The 17,259-nt window shown below is 72.4% G+C and carries 18 protein-coding genes; 9 read left to right on the top strand and 9 right to left on the bottom strand.

Annotation, left to right across the window (positions count from 1 at the left end; translation table 11 throughout):
- Positions 1–421: 421 nt before the first annotated feature.
- Entirely contained in the window at positions 422–937 is a 516-nt protein-coding gene (locus DEI98_RS07625) for an NADPH-dependent FMN reductase (RefSeq protein ID WP_071405946.1), read from the top strand.
- A complete protein-coding gene (locus DEI98_RS07620) occupies positions 934–1,437 on the top strand; it encodes a flavin reductase family protein (protein ID WP_071405947.1) in 504 nt (167 codons plus the stop codon). Before DEI98_RS07625 ends, DEI98_RS07620 begins: the two co-directional genes overlap by 4 nt.
- Positions 1,438–1,549: 112 nt before the next feature.
- Here the strand turns inward: DEI98_RS07620 and DEI98_RS07615 are convergent, their stop codons facing one another.
- From DEI98_RS07615 to DEI98_RS07590, 6 genes are all read right to left on the bottom strand, one after another.
- Positions 1,550–2,626 (bottom strand): ABC transporter permease, encoded by a 1,077-nt coding sequence (locus tag DEI98_RS07615; protein WP_111047316.1) that lies wholly within the window; start codon positions 2,624–2,626, stop codon positions 1,550–1,552.
- Entirely contained in the window at positions 2,623–3,504 is an 882-nt protein-coding gene (locus DEI98_RS07610) for an ABC transporter ATP-binding protein (RefSeq protein ID WP_071245065.1), read from the bottom strand. The genes DEI98_RS07615 and DEI98_RS07610 overlap by 4 nt, the downstream gene beginning before the upstream one ends.
- 472 nt (positions 3,505–3,976) lie before the next feature.
- Positions 3,977–4,675, bottom strand: coding sequence for a response regulator transcription factor (locus tag DEI98_RS07605; protein WP_111100387.1), 699 nt, complete (start codon positions 4,673–4,675; stop codon positions 3,977–3,979).
- Positions 4,657–5,931: a sensor histidine kinase gene (locus DEI98_RS07600; protein WP_258370771.1), complete on the bottom strand. Its 1,275-nt coding sequence runs from the start codon at positions 5,929–5,931 to the stop codon at positions 4,657–4,659. Before DEI98_RS07600 ends, DEI98_RS07605 begins: the two co-directional genes overlap by 19 nt.
- Positions 5,932–6,013: 82 nt before the next feature.
- On the bottom strand, positions 6,014–6,322 hold the full coding sequence (locus tag DEI98_RS07595; RefSeq protein ID WP_111100386.1) for a transcriptional regulator: 309 nt from the start codon (positions 6,320–6,322) through the stop codon (positions 6,014–6,016).
- Positions 6,319–6,729 carry a hypothetical protein gene (locus DEI98_RS07590; protein WP_146243462.1) on the bottom strand — a complete coding sequence of 137 codons (411 nt, stop codon included), beginning with the start codon at positions 6,727–6,729 and terminating at the stop codon, positions 6,319–6,321. The genes DEI98_RS07595 and DEI98_RS07590 overlap by 4 nt, the downstream gene beginning before the upstream one ends.
- Before the next feature lie 126 nt (positions 6,730–6,855).
- Here DEI98_RS07590 and DEI98_RS07585 point away from each other — a divergent pair, with 126 nt between their 5' ends.
- Positions 6,856–7,188: a YciI family protein gene (locus DEI98_RS07585; protein WP_111100384.1), complete on the top strand. Its 333-nt coding sequence runs from the start codon at positions 6,856–6,858 to the stop codon at positions 7,186–7,188.
- Here DEI98_RS07585 and DEI98_RS07580 read toward each other — a convergent pair.
- Positions 7,094–8,296, bottom strand: a complete 1,203-nt coding sequence (locus tag DEI98_RS07580) for an MFS transporter (RefSeq protein WP_220037073.1) — start codon at positions 8,294–8,296, stop codon at positions 7,094–7,096. The genes DEI98_RS07585 and DEI98_RS07580 overlap by 95 nt on opposite strands.
- Positions 8,297–8,358: 62 nt before the next feature.
- Between DEI98_RS07580 and DEI98_RS07575 the strand changes: the two genes are divergently transcribed.
- Positions 8,359–8,946 carry a TetR/AcrR family transcriptional regulator gene (locus DEI98_RS07575; RefSeq protein ID WP_071405954.1) on the top strand — a complete coding sequence of 196 codons (588 nt, stop codon included), beginning with the start codon at positions 8,359–8,361 and terminating at the stop codon, positions 8,944–8,946.
- Positions 8,943–9,836 carry an alpha/beta hydrolase family protein gene (locus DEI98_RS07570; protein WP_111100382.1) on the top strand — a complete coding sequence of 298 codons (894 nt, stop codon included), beginning with the start codon at positions 8,943–8,945 and terminating at the stop codon, positions 9,834–9,836. The genes DEI98_RS07575 and DEI98_RS07570 overlap by 4 nt, the downstream gene beginning before the upstream one ends.
- A 140-nt stretch (positions 9,837–9,976) precedes the next feature.
- Here DEI98_RS07570 and DEI98_RS07565 read toward each other — a convergent pair whose 3' ends face one another.
- Entirely contained in the window at positions 9,977–10,459 is a 483-nt protein-coding gene (locus tag DEI98_RS07565; RefSeq protein WP_111100381.1) for a RimK/LysX family protein, read from the bottom strand.
- An 87-nt stretch (positions 10,460–10,546) separates the two neighbouring features.
- Here DEI98_RS07565 and DEI98_RS07560 point away from each other — a divergent pair, with 87 nt between their 5' ends.
- The 4 genes from DEI98_RS07560 to DEI98_RS07545 all read left to right on the top strand — a co-directional run bounded on the left by DEI98_RS07560 (position 10,547) and on the right by DEI98_RS07545 (position 16,568).
- The gene (locus DEI98_RS07560) at positions 10,547–11,725 is read left to right on the top strand and encodes a RimK family alpha-L-glutamate ligase (RefSeq protein ID WP_110861118.1); all 1,179 of its coding nucleotides are present in this window, start codon (positions 10,547–10,549) and stop codon (positions 11,723–11,725) included.
- 69 nt (positions 11,726–11,794) lie between these two features.
- Positions 11,795–12,868: a 3-oxoacyl-ACP synthase III gene (locus tag DEI98_RS07555; RefSeq protein WP_042537701.1), complete on the top strand. Its 1,074-nt coding sequence runs from the start codon at positions 11,795–11,797 to the stop codon at positions 12,866–12,868.
- On the top strand, positions 12,865–15,582 hold the full coding sequence (locus DEI98_RS07550; RefSeq protein WP_258370769.1) for an alpha/beta fold hydrolase: 2,718 nt from the start codon (positions 12,865–12,867) through the stop codon (positions 15,580–15,582). The genes DEI98_RS07555 and DEI98_RS07550 overlap by 4 nt, the downstream gene beginning before the upstream one ends.
- A complete protein-coding gene (locus tag DEI98_RS07545) occupies positions 15,579–16,568 on the top strand; it encodes an NAD(P)-dependent oxidoreductase (RefSeq protein WP_111100380.1) in 990 nt (329 codons plus the stop codon). Before DEI98_RS07550 ends, DEI98_RS07545 begins: the two co-directional genes overlap by 4 nt.
- Here the strand turns inward: DEI98_RS07545 and DEI98_RS18885 are convergent.
- The gene (locus DEI98_RS18885; protein ID WP_258370768.1) at positions 16,544–17,194 is read right to left on the bottom strand and encodes a gamma-glutamylcyclotransferase family protein; all 651 of its coding nucleotides are present in this window, start codon (positions 17,192–17,194) and stop codon (positions 16,544–16,546) included. The genes DEI98_RS07545 and DEI98_RS18885 overlap by 25 nt on opposite strands.
- Positions 17,195–17,259: the final 65 nt, after the last annotated feature.

The raw sequence follows: 17,259 nt of genomic DNA, 5'->3' as shown, positions 1-17,259 counted from the left end.
CTGGTGTTAGGCCACCTGCGGCGCCCGACGCCGAGCGGCGTCCGCCCCGCCGATCCGGGGTGGACGACTGCGCCACCGACCCGCGAGCAGGGGCGGATCCGGGCGGTGACGGGCCGGCGACGGCGGGGCGAAACACGCCGGACCCATCCGAGGCGACTTCCGGAAACGGCGCTCTCACAATTCGGTGCGGTCAGCGAGGACCGTGCCTGGCGGAATGGCCGGGAGACCCGGACGCGCAGCCCCGCTGACCGGGACATTCGGGTGCCACGGGGCAGGGACAGCTGGCGTAACCCACCCGATACGGACGCGGCACGGCGGCGAAACGAACGAGCGGTGGACTGCACCAACGACCCGCTGCACGAACCACACGCTCCACGAACACCCCCGCACCCACCACCCGCCCACCGACAGGAGCACCCCGATGATCACCACCGTCGTCGCCGGCAACCCCAAGCCGGCCTCACGGACGCTCGACGCCGCGACGGTCGTGCTCGAACGGCTCACCGGCCGCGCCCCCGACCACGTCGTCGACGTCATCGACCTCGGTGCCGGCCTGCTCGGTTGGGGTGACGCCGCCGTGTCGGACGCCGTCCGGACCGTCGCCGGTTCGGACCTCGTCGTCGTCGCGTCGCCGACGTTCAAGGCGACCTACACCGGCGTGCTCAAGCTGTTCCTCGACCAGTTCGGCACCGGCGACGGACTCGCCGGCGTCGTCGCGGTGCCGCTCATGCTCGGCGCCGGCCCGGCCCATGCCCTCGCCCCCGAGGTCTTCCTCAAACCGGTGCTGGTCGAACTCGGCGCGACCGTCGTCGCACCCGCCCTGTACCTCAACGACAAGCAGTACTCGGACCCCGCATCGACCGACGTGTGGCTCGCCCGCTGGCAGGACGTCGTCCTCGGCGCGGCCGCCGTCCACCAGGAAGGAACCGCGTCATGATCAGCCCCTACTCCACCGAGGCCCCGGACCTGTCCGCGCTCAAGCAGGCGTTCTCCGGGTTCCCGTGCGGCGTCGCCGCGCTCTCCGCCGTCGTGGACGGCGAACCGACCGTGCTCGTGGCGTCCTCGTTCACGGTCGGCGTCTCGCAGGACCCGCCGCTCGTGATGTTCGCGGTGCAGCACACGTCGACCACGTGGCCGGTGCTCCGGGACGCCGGCACGATCGGCGTCTCGATCCTCGGTGAGGGGCACGCGCAGGTCACCCGGCAGCTCGCCTCGCGTGACAAGTCGATCCGCTTCGTCGGTGTCGACACGACGGTCGCCGAGACGGGTGCGGTGTTCCTGCAGGGGGCCCCGATCTGGCTGGAGTGCTCGGTCGAGCACACCTACCCGGCCGGCGACCACGACATCGTGGTGCTCCGGGTGCTCGGGCTCATGTCCGACTTCGCGCACAACCCGCTGGTCTGGCACCGGTCCGCCTTCGCGACCCTGACCGCCTGACCGGCGCCGGGCAACGGACTGGAGGCCCGCCCCGCGTGAGCAGATCTGCTCACGTGGGTCGGGCCTCCAGTCCGGGCCTGCCTGGTCTGCCGGGCCCGTCCGGCTGGCGGCGTCAGCCGCGCAGCGCCTCCGACAGCTTCACGCGACTGCCGGTGCGGAGCAGGGCGTTCTCGTAGACGCGGGCACCGATGACCACGACCGCGACCACCGAAGCGGCGACGATGACGAGCGACAGGATCGGCTCCCACCACTCGGCTGTCCCCAGGAAGATCCGCATCGGCATGCCGATCGGGGCACTGAACGGCACGTACGACATGATGCCGAGGATCGTCGGGTTGTCGTACGCGACGATGATCAGGAAGTACGGGATCATCACGAGCATCATCACCGGGGTGGTGACGCTGCCGACGTCCTCCTGGCGTGACACCAGCACGGCCGCCGCGGCGAACAGCGACGCGAGGAGCACGAACCCGATCGCGAAGAAGCCGATGAACCACAGGATGCTCGGGCCGAGCATCGCGAACATGTTGTCCTGCCCGGTCACCGCCAACGTGACGATGGCGGCGACGGCCACCGCGACGATCTGGGCGAAGGCCATGATGCTGTTGCCGAGGACCTTGCCGGCGAGCAGCGCCCTGGCCGGGATCGCGGACATCAGGATCTCGACCACCCGCGTCGACTTCTCCTCGACGACGCTCTGCGCGATCGACTGGCCGAACGTCACCGCCGACGCGAAGTACACGACGCCGAACGCGATGGCGATGAGGTACACCAGGCCACCGGGCAGTGCGTCCGGGTCGAGCAACTCGATGCGCGGGGTGACGCTCAACGCGGAGACGACCTCGGACGGTGCCTCGTCGAGCCCGACGACCTTGTAGCCGAGCGGGTCGTCCGACGGCACGATCGCGGCGTCCACGTCGCCCTTGGTCACGAGCCGTTCGGCGTCGTCGACCGATGCCGACTGCGTGACGTCGAGCCCACTGGTGGTCGGCAGCGAGACGCCGTCGACGACCGCGACCGGGGTGGTGTCGTCGGCGGTGGCCTTGCTCACGACCCCGCCGACGACGATCGACGCGACGACCATGCCGATCAGGATGAGCGCCGAGACCACGAAGGCCTTGCTGCGGATGCGTGCCTGGATCTCACGTGCGGAGACGAGCCGCACGGCCTGCACGAAGGAGTTGTTCATCGGACGACCTCCCGGAAGACCTCGCTGAGCCGCGGCACCCGCGGCGAGAACGACCCGACGGTGCCGTGCTGCACGGCACGCTGCAGGACGCGCTGGGCGGTGGCGGCGTCGGCCTCGAAGACCGCGTACCCGCCGTCGAACTCCCGCACGGCCACACCCGGCTCGTCGCGGAGCCAGGCGACGTCCCCGTCGACCAGCAGCTCCCACGCGGCCGGACCGGCCTGTTTGCGGAGCTCCTCCTGCGGACCGGCGGCGCGGATCGTGCCACCGGCGATGACGACGACGTCGTCGCAGAGCCGCTCGACCACGTCGAGCTGGTGGCTCGAGAACAGCACCGGGACGCCCCGGGCCGCGGTCTCGCGCAGGACGCCGAGTACCGTGTCGACGGCCATCGGGTCGAGGCCCGAGAACGGCTCGTCGAGCACGAGCACCTCGGGGTCGTGTGCCAGCGCCGCCGCGATCTGCACGCGCTGCTGGTTGCCGAGCGAGAGCTTCTCGACGGGGTCGCCGGCGTGTGCGGTGAGTTCGAGGCGTTCGAGCAGCTCGCCGGTGCGGGTCGTCGCGGCGCGCTTGTCGACCCCGTGCAGCCGGGCCAGGTAGGTGATCTGCTCGGCCACCGGCATCTTCGGGTACAGGCCGCGTTCCTCGGGCATGTAGCCGAAGCGGCGGCGGTCGGCGGGGCGGACCGCGGTGCCGTCGATCGAGACCGTGCCCGCATCGGCCTGGAGCACGCCGAGCATGATGCGCATGGTGGTGGTCTTGCCGGCACCGTTGCCGCCGACGAAGCCGGTGAGGCGGCCGCTGCCGACCGTGAACCCCACGTCGTCGAGCACCCGGCGGTCGCCGAAGTGCTTGGTCACCCCTTCGATGGTGAGCATGTCGTTCCCCTTCGTCGCGACGCTGGTCGTCGCTCCGTCCGACGCTATTGGCCGGGAGGCACGCCCCGCCTCCGCCGCCAGGCGGGACTTGGGTGGGTGGTCGGCTCCACCGCGTGGGGGAGGACCGCGCGTCGGTCCGGCTCGGCACGGCGCGCGCTGGGTGCGAGTCGGCACGGTGCGCGCTTGTTCGGCTCGTGCGGGTTTGGTTGCTCGGTGCGTCGTTCTGGCGGCGCACGGTGCGGTCAACGCCGCACGGGTTGAACGAAGGCGCACGGTGCGGGCGTGGGGTGCGGTGGTGGGCACGGTGCGGGCTTGTTGGGCTGGTGCGGGTTTGGTTGCTCGGTGCGTCGTTCTGGCGGCGCACGGTGCGGTCAACGCTGCACGGGTTGAAGGAAGGCGCACGGTGCGGCCATGTCTGCGAAGTCGGCACCGTGCGGGCTTGTTCGGTTCGTGCGGGTTCTGGTCGGCTCGGTCAGCCGGCGACGCCGTGCTCGAACGCCCAGACGACGGCCTGGATGCGGTCGCGCAGTGCGAGTTTCTGCAGCACGTTCGACACGTGGGTCTTCACGGTGGCGTCCCCGACGTAGAGCTCGGCGGCGATCTCCGCGTTGCTCAGGCCCCGGGCGAGGAGCCGCAGCACCTCGGTCTCCCGCTCGGTGAGCCCGGCCACGGCGAGTGCATCGTCGCCCGTCGTCGAAGGTGTCGCGGTCGTGGTGGTCGCCGAGGGCTGCACCGCAGCGGACGCCGTCGCCCGGCTGATCACCCGGCGCGTGACGTCCGGCGCGAGCAGGGCGTCCCCGGCGGCGACGGTCCGCACGGCGTCGATCAGCCGCTCGGGGGAGGCGTTCTTCAACAGGAACCCGCTCGCTCCCGCCTCGAGCGCCTGGAACAGCGCGTCGTCGCTGTCGAACGTCGTGAGGATGAGCACCGCCGGCGGGGCCGGCAGCGCCGCGATCCGCCGTGCCGCCTCGAGCCCGTCGACGCCCGGCATCTGCACGTCGAGGCAGACGACGTCCGGACGGAGTTCCTGCACGGCCTCGACCGCCCCGGCGCCGTCCGCGGCTTCGCCCACGACCCGGAACCCGGGCTCGGACTCCAGGATCACGCGGAACCCGGCGCGGACGAGCTCCTGGTCGTCGGCCAGCACGATGGTCAGGTCGTCGGCAGCCATGCCCGCACCAGGTAGCCTCCCCGGGCTCGTGGCCCGATCTCGATCCGTCCGTCCACAGCCGCGACGCGTTCCCGCATCCCGACGTGTCCGAGGCCGCTGCCGGAGGTGCTCCGGGCAGCACGGGCACCGAGCCCGTCGTCGGTGACCTCGACCTCGACGCCGTCGTCCAGGTACCGCAGCCGGACGTCGGCGCGGGCGGTCGGGCCGGCGTGCTTGAGGATGTTCGTCACCGCTTCCTGCACGATCCGGTACGCCACCGCGGCCACCGTCGGCGGCACCGGGCGCTCGTCACCCACGACGACGTACTCGGCGGGGTGGCCCGCCACCCGGGCGGACTCGGCCAGCTCAGCGATCCGTGTGATGCCCTCGGTGCTCGGGCCGTCGCCACCGGCCGCCCCGAGGCCGGACGCGTCGTCGTCGGAGCGCAGGGTGCCGAGCATCCGCCGGAGTTCCTCCACCGCGGTGCGGGCGCTCTCCTCGACCACCCCGAGCGAGGCGGTGGCCTGCGCGGGGTCGCGGTCGATCACGCGCCGTGCAGCACCCGCCTGCACGCCCATCAGCGAGACGTGGTGGGCGACCACGTCGTGCAGCTCGCGGGCGATCCGCACCCGCTCGATCGTGACGGCCTGCGCCGCGGACCGCTCCCGCTCGGCGGCGAGTTCAGCGGTGCGTTCCGCGAGCTCGTGTCGTGCGACCGCGGAGGCCCAGGCCCGGTTGCCGGCGTACCAGGCGGCGCCGAAGTAGATCACGTTGATGACGATGTTGAGCAGCGATATCGCGACGTAGGGCGCCACCGGGGAGTCCGTGTCGTTCGGCAGTGCGTTCGGCGACGCCCACCCGAACGAGATCGCGACGAACAGCCACGCGAACATGCCGCCGATGACGACCCAGCGCACTGCTTCGGCTCGCACCCGGTCGGAGCACCAGGCGCCCACCGTGTACAGCGCGATGAAGAGCGTGAAGTTGACGAGGAAGACCTCGGGCACCTGGAGCAGCTGCGTTGCGGCGAACGCCAGCGCCGACACCAGGGCCACCGACATCGGGAACCGTCGGCGGAACGCGATCGGGGCGGCGTTCGCGACGATCATCAGCGCGGAGACCCACCAGGCGGCCTGGTCGTCACCGTACGTACCGGCCGACCCGTACAGGAACGTCGTGACGGCGAGCCCGCCGGCCAGCACAACTGCGAGCACCGTGTCCTGCCGGTACTCGTGCCGCCCCACCGGCAGTCGCGACCACTCCGCCGTCGTCCCCACTCGCGAAACGCTAGCGGAATCCCCGTGCGATGTCGCCACCACGCTGAACTGCTCGGCATCCGCTCGCGTCACGGTGCTCTGGTCACCCAGCGGGCTCGGCGATCGCCCGGATGACGGCGAAGTGCCGCTCGAACGCATCTCGTCCTGCGTCGGTGAGGGCGAGCCAGCTCCTCGTGCTCCGCCCGATGCGAAGTCTGCGGATGCGGAGGAACCCCGCCTCTCCCAGGGTCGCCGCTGCTTGGGACAGCGTTGAGTCGCTGACCTCGAGTGCGTCCCGGACGATGCCGAACTCCGCTTCGTCCACCGTCCTGAGCAGAGCGAGCAGGGAGAACCGCACCGGCGAGTGGATCCGGTCGTCGAGTTCGTGCCGAGGGTGGGAGCCGCTCGTCATCGACGCCTCGGCCGAGCCTGCACCGCCGCCACGACGAGTGGCGCTGCGACGACGAGCGAGGTCACTCCCCACGCCAGCACCGACGTCGACCCGTCGAGTCCTCGGAGCAGCGCGGCATCGAGCGGAGCGACGGCGAGGACGTACAGGACACCGGTTGCGACCCAGGCGACGGTCATCAGTCGGTTGCCGCCGCGGGGGACGACCCGCCGGGTACTCGCGACGAGCCACAGCGCGATGACGACGACCGCGGCGACCGCGAGGATCGGCAGCCGCGGGGCATCCAGCCCCTCGACCACGAACACGAAGAACGCGACCACGGCGGCACTGCAGAGGAACACCGGTGTCTGCCAGCCGCGCCCGTGCCTGAGGAGAGTCCCGGCTGCAGCTTCTCGAGTGGAAGTGTTCATGTTCACAGATGGTAAACGTGAAACTGCCGCGTCCGCGGATGTCCCAGCGGAACAGCAGCTTCGCACCGAACGCGTCGGTCGGTGCACGGCAGGAGTAGCCTCCCGCCAACGAGCAGGGGAGACGCCATGCAGTTCCTCGTCAACGTCATCGACGACGGTCAGGCCGCCGCCGTCGGCAACACGTACTCCGCGACCGACGCCGAAGCCGCCGCGGTCGACGCCTTCAACGAGCGGATGGGCGACGCGATCGTGTTCGCCGCCGGGGTCTCCGCGCCAGCCGACGCCACCGTGGTCGACGCCCGCGGGGGCGCGGTCGACACGACGAACCGGCCCGACCCCGACGAGTACGTCGCCGGGTTCTGGGTCATGGACCTCTCCGACGCCGAGACGGCTGCCCGGGTGGCGCACCAGGCGTCGCAGGCGTGCAACCGGAAGATCGAGCTCCGCCCGCTGCTCTGACGGCACGGACCCCACCCGGCCGGCGGACCACCGCAGGGACGGCGCTCGCCGCGGTCACACCCGCCCCGACCACGAACGTCGCGACGAACCCGATCGCACCGACGAGCGCTCCGGCAGCCGCCGCACCGACGGCCTGCCCGAGCACGAGCGCGACGAACAGCATCGACGTGCCCGCCGACGAGCGCTCGGCATCGATCTCGGTCGTCCACGCGATCAGCGCCCCGGTCGCCGCCGTGTAGCCCCAGCCGAACACGGCACACGCCAGCAGCGCCGCGACCGTCGACTGCGGCGCTGCCCCCAGCACCACGACGGCGACGGCGACCGAACCCGCCGTGACCGCCCAGAGCGTCCGGGCGCGGAAGCCGTTCGTCCACCGCGCGGTGACCACGACGGCCGCTCCGCCGATCCCGAGCGCGATCCAGGCCGACACCGAGACGACGACCGACGCACCGGCCTCCACCAGCGCCGAACGTCCGTAGGTCCAGACGACGGCGGACCCCGCCCCGAACAGCAGCGCCAGCACGAGCACCCCTCGGTGCGCCGCGAACCAGGGAACACCGGGCAGCGGTGACCGGGACGCAGCAGCCCCGCCGCGGGACACCACGAGCAGCAGCGCTCCGACGGCCAGGGCGAACACCCCGGACACCGCCCAGGCCGTCCGCCAGTCGGGCAGCAGCACGAGTGCGAGCACCCCGGCACCCACGAGCCCCGGGCCGGTACCCGCGTTCACGATCGCCTGCGCTCGACCGAGCAGCGCCGACGGCACCTGCTCGGCGACGATCCGGACGAGGGCGGGGGACGCGAGTCCGGCCCCCGCCGACGCGAGCACGGCGCTGACGCCGAACGCCAGCGAGCCGCCGGCCGTCGCCATGGCGATCGCACCGATCCCGGCCACCAGGGTGGCGACCGTGACGAGCACGCGGGGCATCCGTGCGGCGAGCACGAACCCGGCCACCGCGCCGACGCAGTACAGCGCCGAGGCACCCGACGAGACCCACCCGGCGGCGTCTGCCCGGAGCCCCAGGTCCCGCTGCACGTCGGGCAGGAACAGCCCGTACGCCAGGCGCACCAGGCCGTAGGTGGCGGCGATCAGGCCGAGTCCGCTCACCAGGAGCAGTCGATGTCGTAACGAAAACGATCGTTTCACTTTTCAGAGCCTAGGGTGCTCTCATGGTGATGCGCCCAGGGACCGAGCAACGGCTGCTCGACGCCGCCGAGGAGCTCTTCTTCTCACAGGGCATCGCCGCCACCCCGATCGACGCCGTCCTCGAACGGGCCGGGGTCTCGACGGCCACCCTGTACCGCGGCTACGCGAGCAAGGAGTCCCTGGTCGCCGCGGCACTCACCCGTCGCCACGAGGACTGGATCGCCACCTGGGACCGTGCGGTCGCCGCCGAACGGGACGACCTGGGCCGACTCCTGGCGGTGTTCGACGCCCTCGACGACTACCGCTCGACGCCCACGGGCTCCCGCTGGTGCGCCTTCCTCGGCACCGCCGCCGAGTACGCCGACGCCCCCGCCGAGGTCCGACAGGTCCTGGACCTCGAGACCACCACCCTGCGCCGGCGGCTCGTGGCACGGGCGGTGCCGGTGGTCGGTCCCCGTGCCGGGGCCCTCGCCGACCAGCTGCTCCTCATCGTCTCCGGTTACCTTGCGATGCGACTGCGCGACCCCGCGCTCGACACGACGACGGCACGGTCCGTCGCCGCGTCCCTCATCCGGGAACACACCCCAGACGGAACGGCGCCCACCACATGACCCGATCGCGTGCTGCCACGATCACGCGGCGTTCCCTGCTCATCGGTGGCACGGGCGTCGTCGCCGCGGGAGCCGTGGCCGAGGGGATCAACCTCGGCCTGCTGCCCGGGCGCTCGACCCTGTACCGGGTCCTCGGTCTGGACGGCACCGACGGCACGGTCCCCGACGTCGAGCCCGTCCCCACCACCTCCGGCACCTTCGTGTCGACCGCGCGGAAGGGCCGCACCGTCGGCTGGACGATCGCGGCCCCGGCGTCCGACACCCCCTTGCCGGTGGCGGTCGCCCTGCACGGCTACGGCGACGACCACACCTCGTTCTTCGGGCGGAGCCTGGGCTACGACCGGTTCCTCGCAGCGCACGTCGCCGACGGAGGAGCACCGTTCGCGATCGCCTCGATCGACGGCGGCAACCGGTACTGGCACCGGCGTGCCGACGGCGACGACCCCGCCGCGATGGTCGTCGACGAGTTCCTGCCCCTGATCGCCCGCCGCGGCTTCGACACGGACCGCCTCGCCCTGACCGGCTACTCGATGGGTGGCTTCGGCGCCCTCCGGCTCGCAGGGGTCCTCGGTGCCTCGCGCGTCCGGGCGGTCTCGGCCATCAGCCCCGCGCTCTGGAAGTCGGCCGCCGACACCGCTCGCGGCGCCTTCGACGACGCCGCGGACTTCCGCGCGAACACCGTCCTCGGGCGGCAGCGCGCTCTGGACGGTGTCGCCGTCCGCGTCGACTGCGGCAACGGGGACGGGTTCGCGCCGGCGGTGCACGCCTACGTCGACGGCTTCGCCACGCCTCCGGCCGGAGGCTTCGCACCCGGCGCCCACACGCACGGCTACTGGCGCCGCCTGGCGCCCCAGCAGCTCGCCTTCCTCGGCCGCCACCTGGGTCGCTGAGCCGACCAGCGTCCCGACCAGCGCCCGGGTCGCGCGTCGAGGCGGACGGGAGGCCCGTGGCGGCCCCGCACCGCGCCTCCAGGCCGTCGACCGGTCACCGCGACGGCCCGTGCCGCGTGACCAGGAGCGCTCAGGAGCGCTCAGGCGCGACCGCGGTTGCGGCGCCGGATCTCCTTCGGAGCCCGCCCGGCCATGAAGGACCGTGCAGGATCGACGAGGAAGCCCTGCCGGAGTGCCTCGCGACCGACGAGCATCCGGAACCCCATCTGGTCCCGGTTGCTCAAGGTGACCTCGGACTCGACGACCTGCCCGGCCAACGCGATCCGCGTGCGGACGACGATGCGCTCCTGGGTGTGCCCGGTCGAGCTGCGGACGATGCGCCGGTCGTGCACGTCGCACTCGATGGTGGAGGCGTCGGCATCGGTGTCCTGCCAGGGGCGCAGCGAGAACCGGACCCGCTCGCCGGGCAGTTCCTCGAGGTCGAAGGCGTGCAACGCGGAGCTCCGGGCGCCGGTGTCGAGCTTCACCTTGATCCACGGCACGCCGAGGTCCGGCAGTCCCGCCCACTCCCGCCACCCGGCGACGACGAGCCCGCTGTCGGAGGACTTCGGAGCTCGGGCCATGTGCCCATCCTGTCGCATGCTCCGTGGCCACGTCCGCATGCTTTGATGGACCGTCGCCGTCGATCCGACCCAGCGGAGAACCCCTCGATGAAACTCGCCATCCTGTCGCGCGCGCCCCAGGCGTACTCGACCCAGCGCCTCCGCGCAGCGGCACTCGACCGCGGTCACGAGGTCAAGGTGCTCAACACCCTGCGCTTCGCGATCGACCTGTCCGGTGACGACCCGGACCTGCTCTACCGCGGCAAGCTGCTGAGCGACTACGACGCGGTGCTGCCGCGCATCGGCAACTCGATCACCTACTACGGCACCGCCGTCGTGCGCCAGTTCGAGCAGATGGACGTCTACACGCCGAACACGGCGAACGGCATCACGAACTCGCGCGACAAGCTCCGGGCGAACCAGATCCTGTCGCGGCACGACATCGGCATGCCGGCGACGACCTTCGTGGCCGGGCGCAACGACGTGCGCGGCGCGATCGAACGGGTCGGCGGCGCGCCCGTCGTCATCAAGCTCCTCGAGGGTACGCAGGGCATCGGCGTGATCCTGGCACCCGAGGCGAAGGTGGCCGAGTCGATCGTCGAGACCCTGCACTCCACGAAGCAGAACGTCCTGATCCAGCGGTTCATCGCCGAGAGCCGCGGTCGTGACATCCGGGCCCTCGTCGTCGGTGACCGGGTCGTCGCGGCGATGCGTCGGACCGCCTCGGGCGACGAGTTCCGCTCCAACGTGCACCGCGGCGGCACCGTGGAGAAGGTCACGCTCTCGCCCGAGTACGAGGCCGTGGCCGTCCGCTCGGCGCAGATCATGGGCCTCAAGGTCGCCGGCGTCGACATGCTCGAGGGCAACGACGGGCCGCTCGTCATGGAGGTCAACTCCTCGCCAGGGCTCGAGGGCGTCGAGCGTGCCACCGGCCTCGACATCGCCGGTGCGATCGTCGACTTCATCGCGAACCAGGTCGCGTTCCCCGAGATCGACGTCCGCCAGCGGCTGTCCGTCTCGACCGGCTACGGCGTCGCCGAGCTCCTCGTGCACACCAACGCCGACCTGGTCGGCAAGACGATCAAGGAGTCCGGGCTCTGGGACCGGGACATCACGGTCCTCACGCTGCACCGCGGCTCGAACGTCATCCCGAACCCGCGCAGTGGCGTCGCCCTCGAGCCGGGGGACCGCCTGCTCTGCTTCGGCAAGCTCGAGGAGATGCGGTCGATGATCCCGGAGCGTCGGAAGCGGCGTGCGAAGGTGCGGAAGCTGCCGAAGGACGTCTGATCCCGAGCCGTCCAGCGCATCCGGATCGCGCACACAGGCCAGATGCGGAAGTATGTGTCGGTGACGATCATGACGGAACGGCCGGTCGACCAGGCATCGAGCAGTGAACCGGAGCAGCCCGGCAACGCCACGGCGAAGCACCGGAACGTCTCACTGCTCTCCGTGGCGACCACCACGGCGGAACGTGTGACGACCTCGGCCGACATCGAGGCCAAGCTCCGTGGGGTCCTCCGTCGACTCCGTCTGCCGATGGGGCTGCTCGAGCGCGTCGCCGGGGTCATCGAGCGTCGCAACTGGGGCGAGGGCCAGACCTTCCAGGACGCCGCGATCGACGCGGGCCGCCGTGCCATGGCCGAAGCCGGGGTCCGTCCGGACGAGATCGGGCTGCTCATCAACACCTCGGTGACGCGTCCGCACCTCGAGCCGTCGGTGGCAGTCCGCCTGCACCACGGTCTCGGGCTGCCGTCGTCCGCCATCAACTTCGACATCGCGAACGCCTGCCTCGGTTTCGTCAACGCCATGAGCGTCGCCGCGGGGATGATCGACTCCGGGCAGATCAAGTACGCGCTCGTCGTCGACGGCGAGGACGCCGACCAGGTGCAGCTCAACACCATCGACCGTCTGAACCAGGGCGGCCGGAACCGCAAGGACTTCATGAGCGAGTTCGCCAGCCTGACCCTCGGGTCCGGTGCTGCCGCAGCCGTGCTCGGCCCGGCGGACCTGCACCCCGAAGGACACCGGATCGTCGGCGGCGTCACCCGCGCGGCGACCCAGTGGTACGACCTGTGCGTGGGCAGCGTCGACGGCATGTTCACGGACGCGAAGATGCTGCTCAAGGGCGGCATGGAGCTCGTCGTCGCCGCCTGGACCGAGGCCCGCGCCCACTTCGACTGGGCCGACATGGACCGCTACGTGCTGCACCAGGTCTCCGACGTGCACACCAACGCCTTCGTCGAGGCGATCGGCATCCCGCGCGACAAGGTCCCCACCACGTACCAGCGGTTCGGCAACGTCGGCCCCGCGTCGATCCCGATCACCCTCGCCGACGAGGTCGCTTCCGGCGGCATCCGTCGCGGTGACCGCGTGTTCCTGGGTGGCGTCGGTTCGGGCATCAACACGGCGATGATGGAACTCCACTGGTGACGTCCCGGCTGCCCCGCGTCGCCGCGAGCACGGCTCCGGCGACGCAGCCGCCCTCCCTGCCCGGCCTCGACCCGGCCTGGTCGCGTCTGGTCACGGTCCCCGCGTGGTCCGGAGACCGCAGGGGAGGCACGGATCGCGCCGCGCGCACCTGGCACCTCCTCGACACGGCCGGGTCCCTGGCCGCGCTCGGCGTGGAACCGGTCGGCACCATCCTGTGCGTGCACGGCAACCCGACCTGGTCGTACCTGTGGCGGTCGGTGCTCCGCACCTCGCTCGAGGTCGCCCGGGCCGGCGGACCGGCCTGGCGCGTGGTCGCCGTCGACCAGCTCGACATGGGGTTCTCGGAGCGCACCGGCGTCGAGCGTGGACTGGCGCAGCGCGTCGCGGACCTGGGAGCCCTGACCGACGAACTCGGGCTGACCGGACCGGTCGTCACCCTCGGCCACGACTGGGGCGGTGTCGTGTCGCTCGGATGGGCGGTCGACCACCCGGACGTGCTGGCCGCCGCGATGACGTGCAACACCGCCGTGCACCAGCCCGACGACGCCCCGATCCCCGCACCGTTGCGGCTCGCCCTCGGCCCGGGGATGCTCGGCCGCGCGACGGTCGTGACCCCGGCGTTCCTCGAGACCACCCTGGCCATCGCGCACCCGAAGCTCGACCGGGCCACAGCCGACGGCTACCGGGCGCCCTACCGCGGTGCCGCCCGTCGCGGTGGCATCGGGGGCTTCGTCGCGGACATCCCCGTCGACGCCCGGCACCGGAGTGCCCCCGAACTCGACCGCATCGCCGCCGGGGTCGCCGCGCTCGACGTGCCGGCGCTCCTGCTCTGGGGTCCGCGCGACCCGGTGTTCCTCGAGCGCTACCTGGACGACCTGACCGAACGTGTGCCGCACGCCGACGTCCACCGGTTCGAGGGCGCCGGGCACCTGCTGCCTGATGACGCCGACGTGGCGGGCGCGGTGTTCGACTGGCTCGGTGACCGTCTGCCGGACGGTGGCCGTCCTGCGCAGGCCCCCGCGGGCCTCCAGGCCGACGCCGTGGACCCGGGCCAGCCTGCACCGTCGACCCCGCCGCTCTGGGCACGGCTCGACGAACTGCGTGCCAGTGACGAACCAGCGCTGGTCGAGATGGCCGCAGCCGGTGGCCCCCGCACGATCACGTGGCGGCTGCTCGCCCGACGGGTGGACGAGATCGCCGCCGGACTCGACGACCTGGGCGTCCGGAGCGGCGACCGTGTCTCGCTCCTGGTGACCCCCGGCGCCGACCTGACCGCCGTCCTGTACGCCTGCGTGCGGATCGGCGCGGTCGTCGTCGTCGCGGACGCCGGTCTCGGACTCGGCGGCCTGACCCGCGCGGTCCGCGGCGCCCGACCCGACTGGATCATCGGCGCGCTGCCCGGGCTCGGGGCCGCGCGTGCCCTCGGCTGGCCGGGGCGACGCATCGCGACGCTCTCGCTGCCCGCACCGGCACGGAAGGCGCTGCGGGTGGAGCACACGCTCGTCGACGTCGCCCGCCGTGGCGCCCGCCGTCTCGCGCACGGCGCCGCGCTGCCGGCGGCACCGTCGCCGGACGCACCCGCGGCCGTGCTCTTCACCTCGGGATCGACCGGGCCGGCGAAGGGCGTCGTGTACACGCACGGGCAGCTCAGCGCCGTCCGGGACGCGCTGGCCACCCAGTACGACGTCGGAGTCGGCACCGGCCTCGTTGCCGGGTTCGCACCGTTCGCGCTGCTCGGCCCGGCCCTCGGGGCACGGTCGGTCGCGCCCGACATGGACGTCACCGCGCCGCGCACCCTGACAGCGAAGGCGGTCGCGGCCTCGGTCGCCGCGGCCGACGCCACCGTGGTGTTCCTGTCGCCCGCGGCCCTGGCGAACGTCGTCGCGACCGCATCGGAACTCACCGACGCCGACCGGCAGGCACTGAAGGGCGTGCGGCTGTTCCTGTCGGCTGGGGCGCCCGTCTCGGCTGCGCTGCTGACCGCGGCGACCGAGCTGATGCCGAACGCCAGCGCACACACCCCCTACGGCATGACCGAGGGACTGCTCATGACCGACGTCGACCTCGACGGGGTCCGTGCCGCCGGCCGGTCCGACGACGAGGGGATCTGCGTCGGGGTACCGGCAGCGAACGTCCGCGTCCGCATCGCACCGCTCGACGGTTCCGGTCACTCGACCGGAGCCCTGACGGACGAGCCCGGAGTCACCGGGGAGATCGTCGTCGCGGCACCCCACGTACGCGACCACTACGACCGGCTCTGGCGCACCGACCGGGTCTCGCGCCTCGGCGTCGACGACCCGCGCGGGCACCGCACCGGAGACGTCGGACACCTGGACGCCGCGGGACGGATCTGGGTCGAGGGCCGGCTGCAGCACGTGCTCACCACCCCGGACCGGGTCGTCACGCCGGTCGGGCCGGAGCAGCGGATCGAGGGCGTCGACGGTGTCGGACGCGCCGGCGTCGCGGGCATCGGTCCGGTCGGCACGCAGCAGGTGGTGGCCGTCGTCGAGACCGACCCCGCCGTGCGACGGCCGGGTCTGGCGTCGCCGTCGCTCGCCGCGGCGGTCCGTGCCGCCGCCGGGGTGCCCCTCGCCGCGGTGCTCGTCGTGCCCGTGCTGCCGACCGACATCCGGCACAACTCCAAGGTCGACCGCACCCGGCTGTCCCGTTGGGCCGCCGCGGTGCTGTCCGGCGGACGGATGGTCCGCCCGTGAAGGTCCTGGTCACCGGGGCCAGCGGCTTCCTCGGGCAGGCCACCGCCGCAGCCGTGCGGGACGCCGGGCACGAGGTCCGGACCTTCCAGCGCCGTCCCTCCGGGGTGTCGGGCGTGCAGGACGTCGCCGGGACGATGACGGACGACGCCGCGATCGCCCGCGCGGTCGACGGGATCGAGGCCGTCGTGCACCTGGCCGCCAAGGTGTCGCTCGCCGGGGACCCCGCCGACTTCGCCCGGATCAACATCGAGGGCACGCGCTCACTGCTGCAGGCCGCCCGTACCGCCGGGGTCGGGCGCTTCGTCTTCGTGTCGTCACCGTCGGTCGCGCACACCGGGTCGTCGCTCGTCGGGGCCGATGCCGGTCCGGCCGAACCGTCCCGTGCCCGTGGCGACTACGCCTGCACCAAGGCCGCGGCGGAGCTCCTGGCACTCGACGCCGACGCCCCGGACTTCGCCGTCGTGGCGGTCCGGCCGCACCTGGTGTGGGGTCCGGGCGACACGCAGCTCGTCGGACGGATCGTCGAGCGTGCTCGGGCCGGACGGCTCCCGCTGCTCGACTCCGGTGCCGCGCTCATCGACACGCTCTACGTCGACAACGCCGCGACGGCCATGGTCGCGGCGCTCGAACACGTCGAGGACGACGGCGTCCACGGCAACGCCTACGTCGTCACGAACGGCGAGCCCCGACCGGTCGCCGACCTGCTCGCCGGCATCTGCACGGCGTCGGGTGTCCGACCGCCGCAGTGGCACGTGCCGGCCGCGGTGGCGCGGGCCGCGGGCTCCGTGGTCGAGGCCGTCTGGCGGGTCCGACCGGGCGAGGACGAGCCGCCGATGACCCGGTTCCTGGCCGAACAGCTCTCGACGGCGCACTGGTTCGACCAGCGGCGGACCCGGCGCGACCTGCGGTGGACCCCGTCGGTGTCGATCGACGAGGGGCTCGAACGGCTGCGCGCCGCGGCTCAGGCCTCGTCGGCCGCCACGTAGACCCAGGTCGTCCAGCCCGAGGCCAGCGTGACCCGGATGCGCTGGTAGTCGGCGACCTCGTAGCCGTCGACCGCGCGGAGCTGCCACTCGTACCCGAGCGTCAGGGCAACACCCTCGACGACGTCGTCCTTTGCGCCGCGGCGCAGGATCGGGTGCCGGTCGGAGCCGCTCGTCCGGATGACCTCCGGGTCTGTGATCGTCACCCACTCGAGCCGCCAGCCGGGCAGGGAGTCCGGCGTGGTCGGGACGTGGTCGCCGAACAGCGACTCCTGCACGAGGGGCTGCTGGAGCGTGCCGTACGAGAAGACCCGGTGCGTCTCACCGGCGCGCGGGGTCGGACGCTTGACGGGACGCGGCGCGATCGACGGGGTCGAGGTCCAGACGAGTGCACCGGCCAGGCCGGTGACCCCGAGGTGCAGCAGGCCGATGATGCCGAGGGCGCTGCCCCAGTAGATCCCGGAGTCGTCGCCGAGGCAGCGGGACTGCGGCCAGATCTCGGAATCGGAGAGGCACCCGTACCGGTTCGTGATCCCGACCACCAGCCCGATGACGCCGACGACGAGACAGACGAGCGCGAACGCGCCGAGACCGATGACCCAGCGCTGGCCGGGGGAGAGACGCTTCACGTCGCGAGGCTAGCGGACGGGCAGTGGACTCCGGGACCACCCGGGTGGGCCGACCTGGTCGGGTG

Source organism: Curtobacterium sp. MCLR17_034 (genome assembly GCF_003234485.1).
GTDB classification, from domain to species: domain Bacteria; phylum Actinomycetota; class Actinomycetes; order Actinomycetales; family Microbacteriaceae; genus Curtobacterium; species Curtobacterium flaccumfaciens.
This window is presented reverse-complemented; position numbering and strand designations above follow the sequence as displayed.

Excerpts from the sequence above, each read along its gene's own strand:
- DEI98_RS07625 (WP_071405946.1), top strand. The coding sequence starts at position 422 with ATGATCACCACCGTCGTCGCCGGCAACCCCAAGCCGGCCTCACGGACG.
- DEI98_RS07620 (WP_071405947.1), top strand. The coding sequence starts at position 934 with ATGATCAGCCCCTACTCCACCGAGGCCCCGGACCTGTCCGCGCTCAAG.
- DEI98_RS07615 (WP_111047316.1), bottom strand. The coding sequence starts at position 2,626 with ATGAACAACTCCTTCGTGCAGGCCGTGCGGCTCGTCTCCGCACGTGAG.
- DEI98_RS07610 (WP_071245065.1), bottom strand. The coding sequence starts at position 3,504 with ATGCTCACCATCGAAGGGGTGACCAAGCACTTCGGCGACCGCCGGGTG.
- DEI98_RS07605 (WP_111100387.1), bottom strand. The coding sequence starts at position 4,675 with ATGGCTGCCGACGACCTGACCATCGTGCTGGCCGACGACCAGGAGCTC.
- DEI98_RS07595 (WP_111100386.1), bottom strand. The coding sequence starts at position 6,322 with ATGACGAGCGGCTCCCACCCTCGGCACGAACTCGACGACCGGATCCAC.
- DEI98_RS07590 (WP_146243462.1), bottom strand. The coding sequence starts at position 6,729 with ATGAACACTTCCACTCGAGAAGCTGCAGCCGGGACTCTCCTCAGGCAC.
- DEI98_RS07585 (WP_111100384.1), top strand. The coding sequence starts at position 6,856 with ATGCAGTTCCTCGTCAACGTCATCGACGACGGTCAGGCCGCCGCCGTC.
- DEI98_RS07575 (WP_071405954.1), top strand. The coding sequence starts at position 8,359 with ATGGTGATGCGCCCAGGGACCGAGCAACGGCTGCTCGACGCCGCCGAG.
- DEI98_RS07570 (WP_111100382.1), top strand. The coding sequence starts at position 8,943 with ATGACCCGATCGCGTGCTGCCACGATCACGCGGCGTTCCCTGCTCATC.
- DEI98_RS07565 (WP_111100381.1), bottom strand. The coding sequence starts at position 10,459 with ATGGCCCGAGCTCCGAAGTCCTCCGACAGCGGGCTCGTCGTCGCCGGG.
- DEI98_RS07560 (WP_110861118.1), top strand. The coding sequence starts at position 10,547 with ATGAAACTCGCCATCCTGTCGCGCGCGCCCCAGGCGTACTCGACCCAG.
- DEI98_RS07555 (WP_042537701.1), top strand. The coding sequence starts at position 11,795 with ATGACGGAACGGCCGGTCGACCAGGCATCGAGCAGTGAACCGGAGCAG.